The organism is Providencia sp. PROV003 (genome assembly GCF_045040775.1).
Taxonomy (GTDB): Bacteria; Pseudomonadota; Gammaproteobacteria; order Enterobacterales; family Enterobacteriaceae; genus Providencia; species Providencia huashanensis.
In genome coordinates this window covers 1,401,037-1,413,872 of the sequence record NZ_CP096369.1, presented here as the reverse complement: position 1 = coordinate 1,413,872, position 12,836 = coordinate 1,401,037, and the positions used below count along the sequence as shown (strand labels likewise).

Genomic DNA, 12,836 nt, shown 5'->3' with positions numbered 1-12,836 from the left:
AATAATACTTAAAAATAAAGGCACGCCTCTCACCAGAAAGCGTGCCTTTTTTGATTCATACACACACAAAAAATTAACATAACAGTTTCATAATTTTAATTTTCATTTTGTCGAGGAGTAAACACTATGTTAGCCGTAGAATTTATTATTGTTCTGCTGGCCATCTTTTTGGGGGCCCGTTTAGGTGGGATAGGTATCGGCTTTGCCGGTGGCCTTGGGGTACTGGTACTCGCTGCAATTGGCGTGAAACCGGGTACGATTCCATTTGACGTTATCTCAATCATCATGGCTGTTATCGCCGCTATCTCAGCAATGCAAATTGCAGGGGGTTTAGATTACTTAGTTGCCCAAACAGAAAAATTACTGCGCCGCAACCCAAAATACATCACCATACTTGCCCCAATCGTCACCTATTTTCTGACCCTTTTTGCAGGAACTGGTAATATTTCTTTAGCGACATTACCTGTTATTGCAGAAGTCGCAAAAGAGCAAGGTGTTAAACCCTGTCGTCCACTTTCAACCGCGGTTGTTGCGGCACAGATTGGTATCACTGCATCACCAATTTCAGCCGCAGTGGTTTACATGGCATCAGTCATGGAAAACCCAGCAATGGTTGGCGCAGGAAATACTGTAAGTTACATCACGCTGCTGAGTATTTTATTACCGGCCACCTTCCTCGCTATCATTTTAATGTCATTCATCATTTCTTGGACATTTAATTCCAAGTTGTCTGATGACCCTATTTATCAAAAACGTTTAGCAGAAGGATTAGTCGAATTACGTGGAAGCCAAGTAAAAGAAATCAAAGCGGGTGCTAAATCTTCCGTCTTGTTATTTTTGTTTGGTGTTATCGGCGTTGTTTGTTATGCCATCATCAATAGCCCTAGCCTTGGTATTGTTGAAACACCATTAATGAACACCACTAACGCAATTTTAATTATCATGCTAACAGTGGCAACATTAATTACTGTACTATGCCGTGTAAACACCGATGCAATCTTGAATTCAAGTACCTTTAAAGCGGGTATGAGTGCATGTATTTGTATCTTAGGTGTGGCGTGGTTAGGTGATACTTTCGTACAGCACAACATTGACTGGATCAAAGCAACTGCAGGTGACTTAATCCACGAACATTCATGGATGTTAGCGGTAATTTTCTTCTTCTGCTCTGCACTACTTTATTCACAAGCTGCAACAGCAAAAGCACTGATGCCAATGGCATTAGCCTTGAATGTAAGCCCATTAACCGCTATTGCGTCATTCTCTGCGGTATCTGGTTTATTCATTCTACCAACTTACCCAACTCTGGTTGCTGCGGTACAAATGGATGACACAGGGACAACACGCATTGGCCGTTTCGTCTTTAACCACCCATTCTTCATCCCAGGCACTATTGGTGTTGCATTAGCCGTTTCATTCGGCTTCCTGTTTGGTGGTATGATCCTGTAGTTTTACTAATCATAATTAAATACACTTAAAACCCGTTGCGATTTGCGCGGGTTTTTTATATCTATACACAACAGTATGTTATTCTCTCTTATCAAAATAAAGTTACATACGTGACTATAAAAATAATAGGTCTCTTATAGGTTATCTATTATTTTTATTTAATATGTATAAAAATAATACCAATATACATATTTAAAGTGCATTACCCTCTTATTTTAATCGTTAAAATAAAAACTAATTATAATAATTTTACTGGCGTTACATTTATATTAATACTCTCAATATAAGTGTAACAAACAATGACTGATTACATAAAATGATAAATAAAAAAGACATTTTTACGCTAATTTAGCTATAAAATTAAATGCTAAAAATAAAGAGAAAATAACAACAAATTAAAAGTTAACTCCAAACAAATTAAAAATCACAAAACTAAACACCAATAAATCCATATCCTGCACTCATATATCGTGTATTGAATATAGAAATAACCTATTGAATCATTAAAACCAATTCGCCATAAATATTGGTAATAACTAATTAATCCTAGTTAAATAGACCGCGGAATTTATTACGATTACCTTTTATTAACCATCATCGTAATAGACGATAACAAAGAATATTTTTGATAATTAAATAGTGTACTATTTGTATCTATTTATTTGGAGGAGGAATGTTAAACGCTCAACGAAATGAAAATACTAATGTGACTATTTATATTGGAACATATTTAAAGCACCGCAGAAAAGCGGTTGGCTTAACGGGGGCGCAGTTAGCTTCCCGCTTAAATATTAGTCAACAGCAAGTTTCTCGTTATGAAAGAGGCAAAAATTCCATTACTATTCAAGGTCTTTTGGATATTTTACAAGCTCTTGAACTAAGAAAACACGATATAGATGATTTTATGAAAAATATTTTTCAGTTCTATTATATCGATGCTGCACTAGAAGCTAAGTTGATTAACTAATGTTTTAATATAAATTAAAAACAATCAGTCAATATCAGGGGGGTTCTCCCCCTCCTGTTGCCCACTTTTTCAGTTTATTTGTTCTCTTCTAATCGACTAAATCATTCCCCCCTCATAAGCCCTAGCCATAACATGTGGGCGACTCACATTCTTAAGGCTGTATTATCTATTTTTCTCAATTGGTTGGGGGTAAAACAAACAGCTATAATTCAGAATTGAACATTGTTATGATGGGAGAAAATCAGACTTTACTGTGATGGAGTTAACAATGCCTATCCAACGTGACACTATTCTAAGTCATGCTTTAAACCAACTTGAAATCCAGGGTTTATCTGCATCCACAGAAAATTTACTGCATGAAATTGAATCTGATTTCTCTACTATACGCCAATTTTGGCCCGACGATGAAGCGCTTGTTTATGATTGCCTACGCTATCATGGTCAGCAAATTGAAGTGTGGCAGCGCCAAACACTCCTAGATGAATCATTAAACCCTCAGCAGAAGCTTATGGCCCGTTACCAGCAGTTATCCGAGAAAGTCCGTGAAGGGCGTTTCCCTGGCTGCTTGTTCATCTCTGCTTGTAATTATTATCCTGAATCAGAGCACCCTATTCACCAACTTAGCCGTCTGCAAAAAGAGAACTCCTTTAAATTTACCAAAGATTTGTTAGATGAGCTTGATATAGAGGACTCTGAGCTGGTTGCCAACCAAATGGAATTAGTACTAGAGGGTTGCTTGAACCGCTTGTTAGTTCAGCGAGATATTCAAGATGTTGAAATTGCTCAGCACTTATCCGAAGACATTTTAGCCATTGCTTTATGTCGTAAAAAAGGCGCCTTAAGTTAAAAAACCAACAACCGTTTATTAAACACACATCTTTTGCTGAAAAAGAAAACACTCAGTCGAAAAATATGTTTTTTTTATAAAAACTCATTGACGTAAACGGCCTAATACGGTTTAATGCGCCCCGTTGCCCGGATAGCTCAGTCGGTAGAGCAGGGGATTGAAAATCCCCGTGTCCTTGGTTCGATTCCGAGTCCGGGCACCACGCATTTATAACCCTCGCTTCGGCGGGGGTTTTTGCTTTCTATATCATCAACTTATTGGTTTGTCAGTGAATTCTATCTTTCACTTATCACCGTATCCGCTTCGCGGTGGTACAGAATGGTGGTACATTCATGAGTACGATGATACAGCCAACTAAGAACCGGCACGGGGTTTACCCCCTCAGAATGGCAGTACCTGCCGAACTTAAAGACACCCTCGGAAAAGGTGAGCTTAAACGTTCACTAAAAACTAAAGATCTTGCAGAGGCAAAACGTAAAGCTCCAGCCATTACTGCCTTAATGCGTTGTTCAGGCGTTTGTTGTTCAGAAGATTGGGTCATAACTGAACCTCTACAAAGAGTATTAAGGGTACCGCCCAACTAATTTAACCTACCATGCTTACAGTAGAGCAACCTTATACGTCATAGTGCTCTTGGACTTGTTTATACTTCATTTCGCCTTTTTCAACTTGGTCAACAACCTGCAATTTAAAGACAAGGGAATAATCGCGTTGAGTTCGTTTATTGATTGTTTTCATTACGTTATCCAATTTTAGATTGGAAAAGTGTCTACTTTATTTAGGATGGGTCATCTGTTATAAATATAAAGGAATGATATTAGTTATTTTTTTAATTAGAAATACAATAAAAAATAAACACTCGATTAATCACCAGCTTTGTTAGTTTAAAATTTAACATAGGATTAATCACCCCGTTAAATTACATCCACACAACTGAAACCCAACACTCATCGTAATTGAGACCATAACCATGAACAATGCGCCATCTTTTCGAGACATCATTTATAGCCTCATAGGAAGCATCCCTAAAGGTAGGGTCGTGACTTACGGAACGCTGGCGAAAATGGCGGGTTACCCAGCCCATGTACGCCAAGTTTGCCAAGCAATTCGAACCATTCCGGCGGGCAGTACTTTACCTTGCCACCGTATCATTAATGGTCAGGGGAAATTATCCGTTAAGGGCGAGTGCTATCTGCGCCATAAACAAGCACTGATAGATGAAGGTATTATTTTTGGTTTGAACGATAAGATAAAATTGAAAGACTATTTATGGGAAGGGCTTGATTAATTCCTAAACAAAAACCTACACGCTGAAATTCACATCCTCCTCACCATAAATTGACTGCACTGGCTAAGCCAAACGCGTATTGTAGCCTATCGCTTAAAAGTAAAAAGGTATAACCCTCTTTAAGACAGGTTATACCTAATAAAAAGACTAACTACCCGGAGTAAAATAAATTGGAGAGCCCGGTCCGACTGGAATACCTAATACAAATACCCAGACAATGAAGAATATTGACCATCCGATAAAAAAGATAATAGAGTATGGCAACATCATTGAAACCAATGTCCCTATACCTGCATCCTTTTTATATTTCACGACAATCGCCATAATCAACCCAAAATAGCTCATCATTGGGGTGATAATATTAGTGACTGAGTCCCCAATACGATATGCCGCTTGGATAGTTTCTGGCGCATAACCCGCCAACATCAACATCGGTACGAAGATAGGCGCAGTAACAGCCCATTGAGCGGATGCAGAGCCAATCATTAAGTTAATAAATGCACAGATAAGAATAAAGCCAATAAATAGAACACCACCGTGAAGGTCGATACTATTTAAGAAGTTAGCACCTTTAACCGCAATAACTTGCCCAATGTTTGTCCAGCCAAAGAAAGCGACGAATTGTGCTGCAAAGAAAATAATAACAAGGTATAAACCAAGTGTACTCATTGCCCCTGCCATTGCGTCAACAATATCCTTGTCTGAGCGCATGGTTTTAGCAATATAGCCGTACACAATCCCTGGAACCGCGAAGAAAACAAAGATAAAGACCACAATTCCTTTCAAGAAAGGAGAGTTACTAACTAACCCAGTATCTTGGTTACGTAATATTCCGTTTTCTGGTACTACCATTAACGCCAGAATCGCCGCCAATCCCCAAAAAGTCACAGAGGCCCAAAATAATGCTTTTTTCTCTAGTGGGGTGACATTTGCCGAAGCATAGAGGCTATTTTCATCCTCATCAACCGCACCACCGGTATAGGGACCGAGTTGCGGCTCAACAATTTTTTCAGTGATCAAATAACCTAAAATAGTAATTAAAAACGTACTGGCAAACATAAAGTACCAGTTTGCTTCTGCACCCACGATATACGTTGGGTCAATGATTTGTGCAGCCTGCTGAGTGATACCAGAAAGTAACGGGTCAACTGTACCCAATAATAAGTTTGCTGAATAGCCGCCTGAAACCCCAGCAAATGCAGCAGCAAGACCCGCTAAAGGGTGACGACCTAATGAATGGAAAATAATGGCAGCCAGTGGAATAAGAACCACATAGCCCAACTCTGCAGCGGTGTTTGACATGATCCCGGCAAACACAATCGCCATAGTGGTTAATTTTCGTGGAGCTTTGGTCACAACTAAGCGCATAGCGGCAGATAGTAAGCCTGCCCGTTCTGCAATCCCAACCCCTAATAGTGCGACAAGCACCGTCCCTAATGGTGCAAACCCTGTAAAGTTTGTGACAACATTGGCAATAATTTTTCGGATCCCTTCGGCATCCAATAGACTCACAATGTGAATAATACCATCTTCCGCGCGCCCTTTTGCGCCTTCTGGACGAGGATCAACCACACTGACACCAAAGTACTGACCAATTGCTGAAGAAACTAATAAAATGGCAATCAAAATAATAAATAAAATAACGGGATGTGGTAAAGCATTACCTAACCACTCTACCGTTCGCAAAAAACGGCTTCCCTCTTGCTTTTTTTGTTCCATATTTTCTCCTTATAAACAAGAAAAACGGACATTACACAATGTTTTTCTTTTTTGCTATTTACAAATAGATAATTGCAAATCAACAAAATTTATACAAATTAGACATAAGATTCATAAAAATCAGGAGTGCAATCACTTAATCAGCTATTAAAACTATTAATTTAATTAAACTAGAGATATAACACCAAAGAAAGCCTCGTAAATTAATTTCTATAAATGTGCTCAACATAACAATTTACACATTATTAATAACCATTTTTCATCATTTATCACTAAATATATATCAATTTTTAGCAGTTTTATTTTATATAAATAGTTAAAACTCCATTTATCAATACTCGATAAAACCTTATTGATTATTCGTAATAACAACGCTAATGAAGCATAATATACCAGCCTTCATTCAGCGAATATGAAAGGCTATAATGGTATAAAATCAATTTTCGGGGTCACTATTATGTCAGTTATCGATCTTTGGGCTGAACGCCATATTCAAGAAGCGTTAAACAAAGGTGAACTATCGAGTTTAAAGGGAGAAGGCCAGCCGTTGCAGCTTGAAGATGATAGTTTGGTTCCACCAGAGCTTAAGGCTGGGTATCGGCTCTTGAAAAATTCGGGGTATTTACCCCCAGAATTACAGCAAAGAAAAGATGCTCTGACATTAAGTAATATGTTGCAAAGTCTTTCAACCGACGACCCCAATTATTCAAGCATTAGCAAACAACTTGCTTTACTTGAATTAAAACTTAGACAAGCCAATGTAAATACTGACTTCTTGCACGGTAATTACTCAAACTCTATTTCTGAGAAAATAACCAATAATTCAGAAACAAAGTAACTTTACGTAAATAGATTAGTAAATAGCCACTAGCCTTTTATCTTCTTAATATCTTTTCTATTTATAGCTTCTGCATACTGTATTAAGAAAGCTCTGCAATAGTCATATTAAGACTATTTCCCACTGTTTTTATATAAACATATAAGTATTATCAATCCCTATTTTATATTATATATCAACAAGGAATGGGAAATGGAACAAAAACAATACTCTAATAAATGGCAAAAACGTTTCGACTTTTTTGAAAAGTATGGCTCACCGAGTACACCTGAATTTAAAACTGCATTAAAAGCAGCGTCCTTTGGCGAGCGCCTTTTAATTAACATGAATTTTTTTGCTTTTTTCTTCGGTATTATTTACTTCCTAATATTAGGGCTTTGGAAGAAAGGTCTGGTGATGCTTGGTATTTCTATAGCGATAGGCCTTGTCTTAAATATTATTGATTTTATGGTAGGTGGAACTATCCCTAATGGTGCTTATACTGGGTTATCGGTAGGTATTTCAGTGATGTGGGCGATGGTTGCTAACTATGCTTACTATATTAAAGAAACTAAAGGGCTAGATGGTTGGAACCCATTCGAAGGGATACGCATGGTATAGCGGCAGAAAAATAAAATGGCGGCTTAAAAGTAGCTAATTTTTATCATCGTGTTGTGATAATTCGATTTCTAAATAGTTAACCTAAGCCGCTGAGTCGTAACCTACCGTAAGTGAAATTTCTGTATACGATATTCATTCGGCGTTTTACCATAAAATTTACGAAATGCATGACTAAATGCGGAATGTGAATCATAGCCGACTGTTAATGCGATTTGTTCTATCGGAATATTTGTTAGCAATAAGCTCCCCGCAGCTTCCATCCGTTTATGTAATAAAAACTGCATCGCCGTTAATTGTGTTTCAGCCTTTATTTTGCGTTGGAGCGTACTTATCGACATACAAAAAGCTGTCGCCATATCTTCACAGCTAATAGGGTGATGTAAGCGTAGTTCAACCCACTGAGAAACTTCATCAATCCATTTATTTTCAGGCTTTAGTTGAGCCAATAATAAGCGGGCAACCGTAAAATTATGTTCAGGTGCTTGCGGGAAACTTTGCAACCAATTCAAAAGACCGACAGCGGCAGGAGTCAAAGTGAACTGCGTCATTTTCTCACTCAATGCCCACTGAGCTGTAGCGGGCATTTCTAATACATAATTTTGATTGCCGACTTGCCCACTAAAAGCGTGATTAACACTTGGCGGGATCACTACCCCATTGCCTGCATTAAGTAAAAAATGTTGGCGATGCATATTGATTTCCATTTGCCCAGATAACGACAAAACGACTTGCCACTGCCCATCATGTTGATGAGAAATGACTTCGTCTGAATATTGGCGAAAATGAAGTTCAGGCAATAGCAAAAGGTCACACTCCTACTGATACAGATGATAGTAGTATAACCTTTTTACTGATAAATGGCAGCGATGGCGCCGACTATGCTAGGCGGCAAGCAAACGAGCCCCTAGGGGCATACAAAAGTATGTGACTAGGGCGAGTGAGCGAAGCCAACAACGCGATAACACAAAGAATGACGAGCATTATGCTAAAAGCGCACCATTCGGTAGAGGCAGGTTAAATTCTGCAAGAACAATCGCCCCTGTTTCATCCGGTGCCCCCGTGATTAATACCTCGGATTTGATCCCTGCTATCCGTTTCACCTCAAAATTACAGACACATAGCACCTGCTTACCAATCAAATCTTCTGGTGTATAGTTGACGGTAATTTGTGCGCTGGAACGTTTAATTCCCAACTCGCCTAAATCCACGTCCATTACGTAAGCTGGCTTTTTAGCTTTACTATTCACTTCGGCACGAATAATCGTACCGACTCGCATTTCTACCCGAGTAAAATCATCCCACTCAATAATTTGCATAAATCTATTCCTGAATTAATTCACTTATCTTCTGTAAAGTAACATAGAACGGATTTAGCTTTTTATCGCTAGGCAATCATTTTATGTTGTAGAAGCATCAATAGCTTCGGTTACTTAAAAAAAAGCCCTCACACTAAAATGAAGGCAACGTAATGAGCAAAATAATAATAAAGTTCTGAGAGTAGCAATTAAACTAATGTATTAATTACATAGTGGAGAATGTATTCATAATTATCCCGCCAGAGATAATTAACCCCATCGCAAAGACAGCAGGAAAATCAGGCTTTTGTTTATATAACACCATAGAAACTAACGTTACACCGACAATCCCAAACCCACACCATAATGAGTAAGCGACTCCGACAGGGATATACCCCATTGCGCGAGTCAATGCAAAATAGCATAAGCAATATGCAATAATGACTAATACTGAAGGCCCCAACTTACTAAAGCTGTTGGTCTTTTTAATCATGGATGTGCCTGTTATTTCTGAGCCAATAGAAAGCGCTAACCATAAAAATCCAGTAAACATAATATTCCCCTTAAATTTAAATTAGTGAGCTGCTTTATTTTTTGCTGATAATAATGAAGCTTCAGCTTTAGGCTCTTCGGCTTCTTCATCAGAACCCATTTTGGAAAATAGATTCATAATTACAATACCACTTGCTATTACAGCCATACCTATCATTGCGGCTGTATCTGGATGCTGACCATAAAATAACATGCCAAGAGTAGAAACCATTAATATCCCTGTTCCTGACCATGTTGCGTAAGCTAAACCCACCGGAATATATTTAACAGCGCGAGAAAGTGAATAATAACAAATAACATACAGTACGACGATTAATGCCAATAATAACGATTTTGTCATTCCTTCACTATTATCAAACATTTTTAGCGTTGATGTTGCTGAGGTTTCAGAAATAATAACCGCCAACATCCAAAGCCATGATTTTGCTTTAGGGGACATAGATAATACTCCTACAATAAATAGAAAATTAAGATGATTTTTAATACGCTAAATTTATTTTATTATTTCAATGATTTTAAATAATCAATTGCAGAATCTGTTAATTTATTTTCATTCGCGCAATACCCCCTAGGGTTATTCATTACTTCTTTTAAAGTAATATAGCGACTTGGAGTTTCATTAGTTATTTCAGGTTTTAAATATTTAGAAATATCATGAGTTAGTAACTTTTTTTCAATTTCATTTAATGGAAAAAACTGAATACCTAATTTAATTACTTTACTGATATTTTCTTTAATAAGATGATTATAATTTTCATTTTTATTTAAACCTAAGATATGGCTTAATTCACTTTCTGGGCAGCAATGGTATTTCAATGCCAATATAGGAATATTTTGTGATAGTGCGTGTAAAGTTAATTCACTTTCCTCACTAACAAATAAACCACTGGCAATTTCACCGACAACTTTTGCATCAATAAAAGGTAAAAATAGGCAGCTATAGCGGCTTAACTTATTTATTGATAACGTATTTTTGTCTATAACATGTCCTAGCTCAGCCCATTTCTCCATATTCGAAGACTGAAGCATTGATGCGGTGGCATAAAAGGAAAAACAAACAGAATCTAGCTGCGCTAACCTTTGGTAAATAGCTTGCTGATAGCCCTCAACCGGTGATAACACAACCAAAACTTGTCGTTTTAACTGACGTAAAACTTGTTGCACAATTTGCTCGATCAGTTTTTCGTTCATTTTGCCACCGTTCCTTAACCCGCAATAAATACGCTATCGTTATTACGTAAACCCGCAGCATTCGCTTCATCTGTATCAATATGAAATTCAAGAGAAAACCGCTCATCCACTCTCACGATAACCTCATCAAATACTAAGCTACGCTCACCCTCAGTACGGATATTTACCTTTTGCCCATTCACCACATTGAGTGACCTCGCATCCATCACACTCATATGAATATGACGCTGAGCACAAATAACTTGCGACTCAAGGTTGACGTGCCCAGCAGGGCCGATCAATAAAGCGTTACCTGAGCCCGTTAAATCTCCTGACTCTCTCACTGGCGCTTTAATACCCAGTGCAAAACAATCCGCTTTGGACACTTCAAGTTGCGTTTTTGGACGAACAGGCCCTAAGACTCTCACTTTGCTTATCGACCCTTTTGGCCCAACCACCATGACACATTCCTTGGCTGCAAATTGCCCTGGCTGCTTTAAATCTTTGAATGGTGTCAGTTGATATCCTTGACCAAACAACGCTTCAACATCTTGCTGTGACAGGTGAACATGACGATTTGAAATACCGACAGGAATTGCAATGTTCGGTTGTATTCCTTGAGCAAAGCTATTGGTTGAAAGACGGGATAAAATTTTGCCCATCAACTGCTCATTAATCATGATTTTTTACCTTTGCGTAGGTCATTTTTGGTCTCTTTTACACTGGTATCCTCTTTTACTTCAGGCGCAGTATGTTGAGGTTTTGCTTCAACCATTTCACTTTCTGATGAACTTTGTCCTTTTTCTGTCTTTTCAATGCTTTTTTCTAATTCACCCTTTTTACTTTTCACCGTTAACAATTTAGCCGTCACACTTTCTTCTGGGCGAGCAATCACTAATGAGCCGACAAGCAGTTGGCTATTCGCTATCACGTCAATGCCATGGTCAACCGCAGTGCGAACTGCACTAATTTCACCTTGAAAACAAACTGATACCAACCCAGAACCTATTTTCCGATAACCTATAATTTCTACACTAGCGGCTTTACATGCTGCATCTGCGGCTTGTATGGCGGATGTCAGCCCCCGAGTTTCAATCACACCTAAACTTTTCATCTGTCTCTCCTACTTTGTGACTTAGTGACGAACCAGTCGAATATCGAAATCGAATTGCTTAAAGAACGCTTCAAGTTGATCTAACTCTTCAGCACTATAGGTTGGGTCTTGTTTAACCGGGTAAATCATCTCTAACTTGTCGTATTTGCCACGACCCAACTGGTGATAAGGTAAAATATCGATGCGCTTTACATTGCCGCGTTTGGATAATTCCATCGCATAATTAATCGCACCAGTAATGGCATCAAATGAATCGTTGTATCCACGGACTAACGGCATACGAACGACGATGTTAGCGCCAAGTTCCACCAACCTTTCAAGATTACGGCGAACATTTTCATTCCCAATACCGAATAAGTTTTTATGCTGTACCGTATCGATATGTTTAATGTCATACAAAAATAGGTCGACAACTTCAGCTAGCTTTTCATAGTTGGCTAATGAGGTTGTTCCTTGTGTTTCTACGGCGGTGTTGATCATCATTTTTTTACACTCACGCAGTAGGGCAACAGCAAAGTCGGTTTGTAGGCTCATTTCGCCACCACCGATTGTTACACCACCACCGGAAGAGATATAAAAATCATAATCTTGCATAATGATTTCCATCATTTCGGCTACCGTGACATCTTTGCCCATAATGTCTAACGCACCGCCAATACACACTTCTTCGCATTTACGACAACCAATACAGTCAATACTGCGATTGACACGGTGAATCTGTTCACCTTGTTCATTAATGGTTTTGTAATGGATACCGGTAGGGCAAACATCGACACATTTCCCACAATTCACACATTTGTCGTGAGAAAACATCACTTGAAACTGGCTACTTAGTCCTTCTGGATTAGCACACCATGGGCAGCGAATATTGCACCCTTTTAAGAAAATCAGCGTTCGAATGCCATCGCCATCATAAATTGAGTATTTTTGGATATTAAATATCCGACCTTTAATCTCTGCTGCGCTCATCATTACACCTCTAAAATCAGTTCAAATT

17 protein-coding genes and 1 tRNA gene are annotated in these 12,836 nt (G+C 38.4%); 8 read left to right on the top strand and 10 right to left on the bottom strand.

The window, feature by feature from the left end:
• Positions 1–126 precede the first annotated feature (126 nt).
• The 5 genes from M1F14_RS06480 to M1F14_RS06460 all read left to right on the top strand — a co-directional run bounded on the left by M1F14_RS06480 (position 127) and on the right by M1F14_RS06460 (position 3,847).
• Positions 127–1,449 carry an anaerobic C4-dicarboxylate transporter gene (locus M1F14_RS06480; RefSeq protein WP_048606083.1) on the top strand — a complete coding sequence of 441 codons (1,323 nt, stop codon included), beginning with the start codon at positions 127–129 and terminating at the stop codon, positions 1,447–1,449.
• A gap of 673 nt (positions 1,450–2,122) precedes the next feature.
• Positions 2,123–2,416, top strand: coding sequence for a helix-turn-helix domain-containing protein (locus M1F14_RS06475; protein WP_042846388.1), 294 nt, complete (start codon positions 2,123–2,125; stop codon positions 2,414–2,416).
• A 268-nt stretch (positions 2,417–2,684) separates the two neighbouring features.
• The gene (locus tag M1F14_RS06470) at positions 2,685–3,263 is read left to right on the top strand and encodes a transcriptional regulator (RefSeq protein WP_042845447.1); all 579 of its coding nucleotides are present in this window, start codon (positions 2,685–2,687) and stop codon (positions 3,261–3,263) included.
• Positions 3,264–3,389: 126 nt separating this feature from the next.
• Positions 3,390–3,465, top strand: a tRNA-Phe gene (locus tag M1F14_RS06465).
• 130 nt (positions 3,466–3,595) lie between these two features.
• Positions 3,596–3,847 carry a DUF6538 domain-containing protein gene (locus M1F14_RS06460; protein WP_181468775.1) on the top strand — a complete coding sequence of 84 codons (252 nt, stop codon included), beginning with the start codon at positions 3,596–3,598 and terminating at the stop codon, positions 3,845–3,847.
• Between the two features lie 31 nt (positions 3,848–3,878).
• Here the strand turns inward: M1F14_RS06460 and M1F14_RS06455 are convergent, their stop codons facing one another.
• Complete coding sequence (locus M1F14_RS06455; protein WP_257786029.1) at positions 3,879–4,001, bottom strand: hypothetical protein; 123 nt, start codon at positions 3,999–4,001, stop codon at positions 3,879–3,881.
• 232 nt (positions 4,002–4,233) lie between these two features.
• Between M1F14_RS06455 and M1F14_RS06450 the strand changes: the two genes are divergently transcribed.
• Entirely contained in the window at positions 4,234–4,551 is a 318-nt protein-coding gene (locus M1F14_RS06450; protein ID WP_042845448.1) for an MGMT family protein, read from the top strand.
• Positions 4,552–4,698: 147 nt separating this feature from the next.
• Here the strand turns inward: M1F14_RS06450 and M1F14_RS06445 are convergent, their stop codons facing one another.
• Positions 4,699–6,270, bottom strand: a complete 1,572-nt coding sequence (locus M1F14_RS06445) for an AbgT family transporter (protein ID WP_042845449.1) — start codon at positions 6,268–6,270, stop codon at positions 4,699–4,701.
• A 457-nt stretch (positions 6,271–6,727) separates the two neighbouring features.
• Between M1F14_RS06445 and M1F14_RS06440 the strand changes: the two genes are divergently transcribed.
• Entirely contained in the window at positions 6,728–7,108 is a 381-nt protein-coding gene (locus tag M1F14_RS06440; RefSeq protein ID WP_042845917.1) for a DUF1992 domain-containing protein, read from the top strand.
• A gap of 192 nt (positions 7,109–7,300) precedes the next feature.
• Positions 7,301–7,708 (top strand): DUF2628 domain-containing protein, encoded by a 408-nt coding sequence (locus M1F14_RS06435; protein ID WP_048606024.1) that lies wholly within the window; start codon positions 7,301–7,303, stop codon positions 7,706–7,708.
• 101 nt (positions 7,709–7,809) lie between these two features.
• Here the strand turns inward: M1F14_RS06435 and M1F14_RS06430 are convergent, their stop codons facing one another.
• The 8 genes from M1F14_RS06430 to cutD form a co-directional block, all read right to left on the bottom strand.
• Positions 7,810–8,511, bottom strand: a complete 702-nt coding sequence (locus tag M1F14_RS06430; RefSeq protein ID WP_042845451.1) for an AraC family transcriptional regulator — start codon at positions 8,509–8,511, stop codon at positions 7,810–7,812.
• Positions 8,512–8,688: 177 nt separating this feature from the next.
• Entirely contained in the window at positions 8,689–9,024 is a 336-nt protein-coding gene (locus M1F14_RS06425) for a tRNA-binding protein (RefSeq protein ID WP_042845453.1), read from the bottom strand.
• 205 nt (positions 9,025–9,229) lie between these two features.
• The gene (locus M1F14_RS06420; RefSeq protein WP_042845455.1) at positions 9,230–9,556 is read right to left on the bottom strand and encodes a multidrug efflux SMR transporter; all 327 of its coding nucleotides are present in this window, start codon (positions 9,554–9,556) and stop codon (positions 9,230–9,232) included.
• A gap of 21 nt (positions 9,557–9,577) precedes the next feature.
• The gene (locus M1F14_RS06415) at positions 9,578–9,994 is read right to left on the bottom strand and encodes a multidrug efflux SMR transporter (RefSeq protein ID WP_042845457.1); all 417 of its coding nucleotides are present in this window, start codon (positions 9,992–9,994) and stop codon (positions 9,578–9,580) included.
• 62 nt (positions 9,995–10,056) lie between these two features.
• Positions 10,057–10,719 carry a hypothetical protein gene (locus M1F14_RS06410; RefSeq protein ID WP_230683840.1) on the bottom strand — a complete coding sequence of 221 codons (663 nt, stop codon included), beginning with the start codon at positions 10,717–10,719 and terminating at the stop codon, positions 10,057–10,059.
• A 41-nt stretch (positions 10,720–10,760) separates the two neighbouring features.
• Positions 10,761–11,405, bottom strand: coding sequence for a phosphate propanoyltransferase (pduL, locus tag M1F14_RS06405; protein WP_048606020.1), 645 nt, complete (start codon positions 11,403–11,405; stop codon positions 10,761–10,763).
• On the bottom strand, positions 11,402–11,839 hold the full coding sequence (locus M1F14_RS06400; RefSeq protein WP_181468776.1) for a BMC domain-containing protein: 438 nt from the start codon (positions 11,837–11,839) through the stop codon (positions 11,402–11,404). The genes pduL and M1F14_RS06400 overlap by 4 nt, the downstream gene beginning before the upstream one ends.
• A 21-nt stretch (positions 11,840–11,860) precedes the next feature.
• Complete coding sequence (cutD, locus tag M1F14_RS06395) at positions 11,861–12,811, bottom strand: choline TMA-lyase-activating enzyme (protein ID WP_042845465.1); 951 nt, start codon at positions 12,809–12,811, stop codon at positions 11,861–11,863.
• Positions 12,812–12,836 lie beyond the last annotated feature (25 nt).

What these genes read in the sequence shown, in the direction of transcription:
- M1F14_RS06480 (WP_048606083.1), top strand. Translation starts at nt 127, where the DNA reads ATGTTAGCCGTAGAATTTATTATTGTTCTGCTGGCCATCTTTTTGGGG.
- M1F14_RS06475 (WP_042846388.1), top strand. Translation starts at nt 2,123, where the DNA reads ATGTTAAACGCTCAACGAAATGAAAATACTAATGTGACTATTTATATT.
- M1F14_RS06470 (WP_042845447.1), top strand. Translation starts at nt 2,685, where the DNA reads ATGCCTATCCAACGTGACACTATTCTAAGTCATGCTTTAAACCAACTT.
- M1F14_RS06460 (WP_181468775.1), top strand. Translation starts at nt 3,596, where the DNA reads ATGAGTACGATGATACAGCCAACTAAGAACCGGCACGGGGTTTACCCC.
- M1F14_RS06455 (WP_257786029.1), bottom strand. Translation starts at nt 4,001, where the DNA reads ATGAAAACAATCAATAAACGAACTCAACGCGATTATTCCCTTGTCTTT.
- M1F14_RS06450 (WP_042845448.1), top strand. Translation starts at nt 4,234, where the DNA reads ATGAACAATGCGCCATCTTTTCGAGACATCATTTATAGCCTCATAGGA.
- M1F14_RS06445 (WP_042845449.1), bottom strand. Translation starts at nt 6,270, where the DNA reads ATGGAACAAAAAAAGCAAGAGGGAAGCCGTTTTTTGCGAACGGTAGAG.
- M1F14_RS06440 (WP_042845917.1), top strand. Translation starts at nt 6,728, where the DNA reads ATGTCAGTTATCGATCTTTGGGCTGAACGCCATATTCAAGAAGCGTTA.
- M1F14_RS06435 (WP_048606024.1), top strand. Translation starts at nt 7,301, where the DNA reads ATGGAACAAAAACAATACTCTAATAAATGGCAAAAACGTTTCGACTTT.
- M1F14_RS06425 (WP_042845453.1), bottom strand. Translation starts at nt 9,024, where the DNA reads ATGCAAATTATTGAGTGGGATGATTTTACTCGGGTAGAAATGCGAGTC.
- M1F14_RS06420 (WP_042845455.1), bottom strand. Translation starts at nt 9,556, where the DNA reads ATGTTTACTGGATTTTTATGGTTAGCGCTTTCTATTGGCTCAGAAATA.
- M1F14_RS06415 (WP_042845457.1), bottom strand. Translation starts at nt 9,994, where the DNA reads ATGTCCCCTAAAGCAAAATCATGGCTTTGGATGTTGGCGGTTATTATT.
- pduL (WP_048606020.1), bottom strand. Translation starts at nt 11,405, where the DNA reads ATGATTAATGAGCAGTTGATGGGCAAAATTTTATCCCGTCTTTCAACC.
- M1F14_RS06400 (WP_181468776.1), bottom strand. Translation starts at nt 11,839, where the DNA reads ATGAAAAGTTTAGGTGTGATTGAAACTCGGGGGCTGACATCCGCCATA.
- cutD (WP_042845465.1), bottom strand. Translation starts at nt 12,811, where the DNA reads ATGATGAGCGCAGCAGAGATTAAAGGTCGGATATTTAATATCCAAAAA.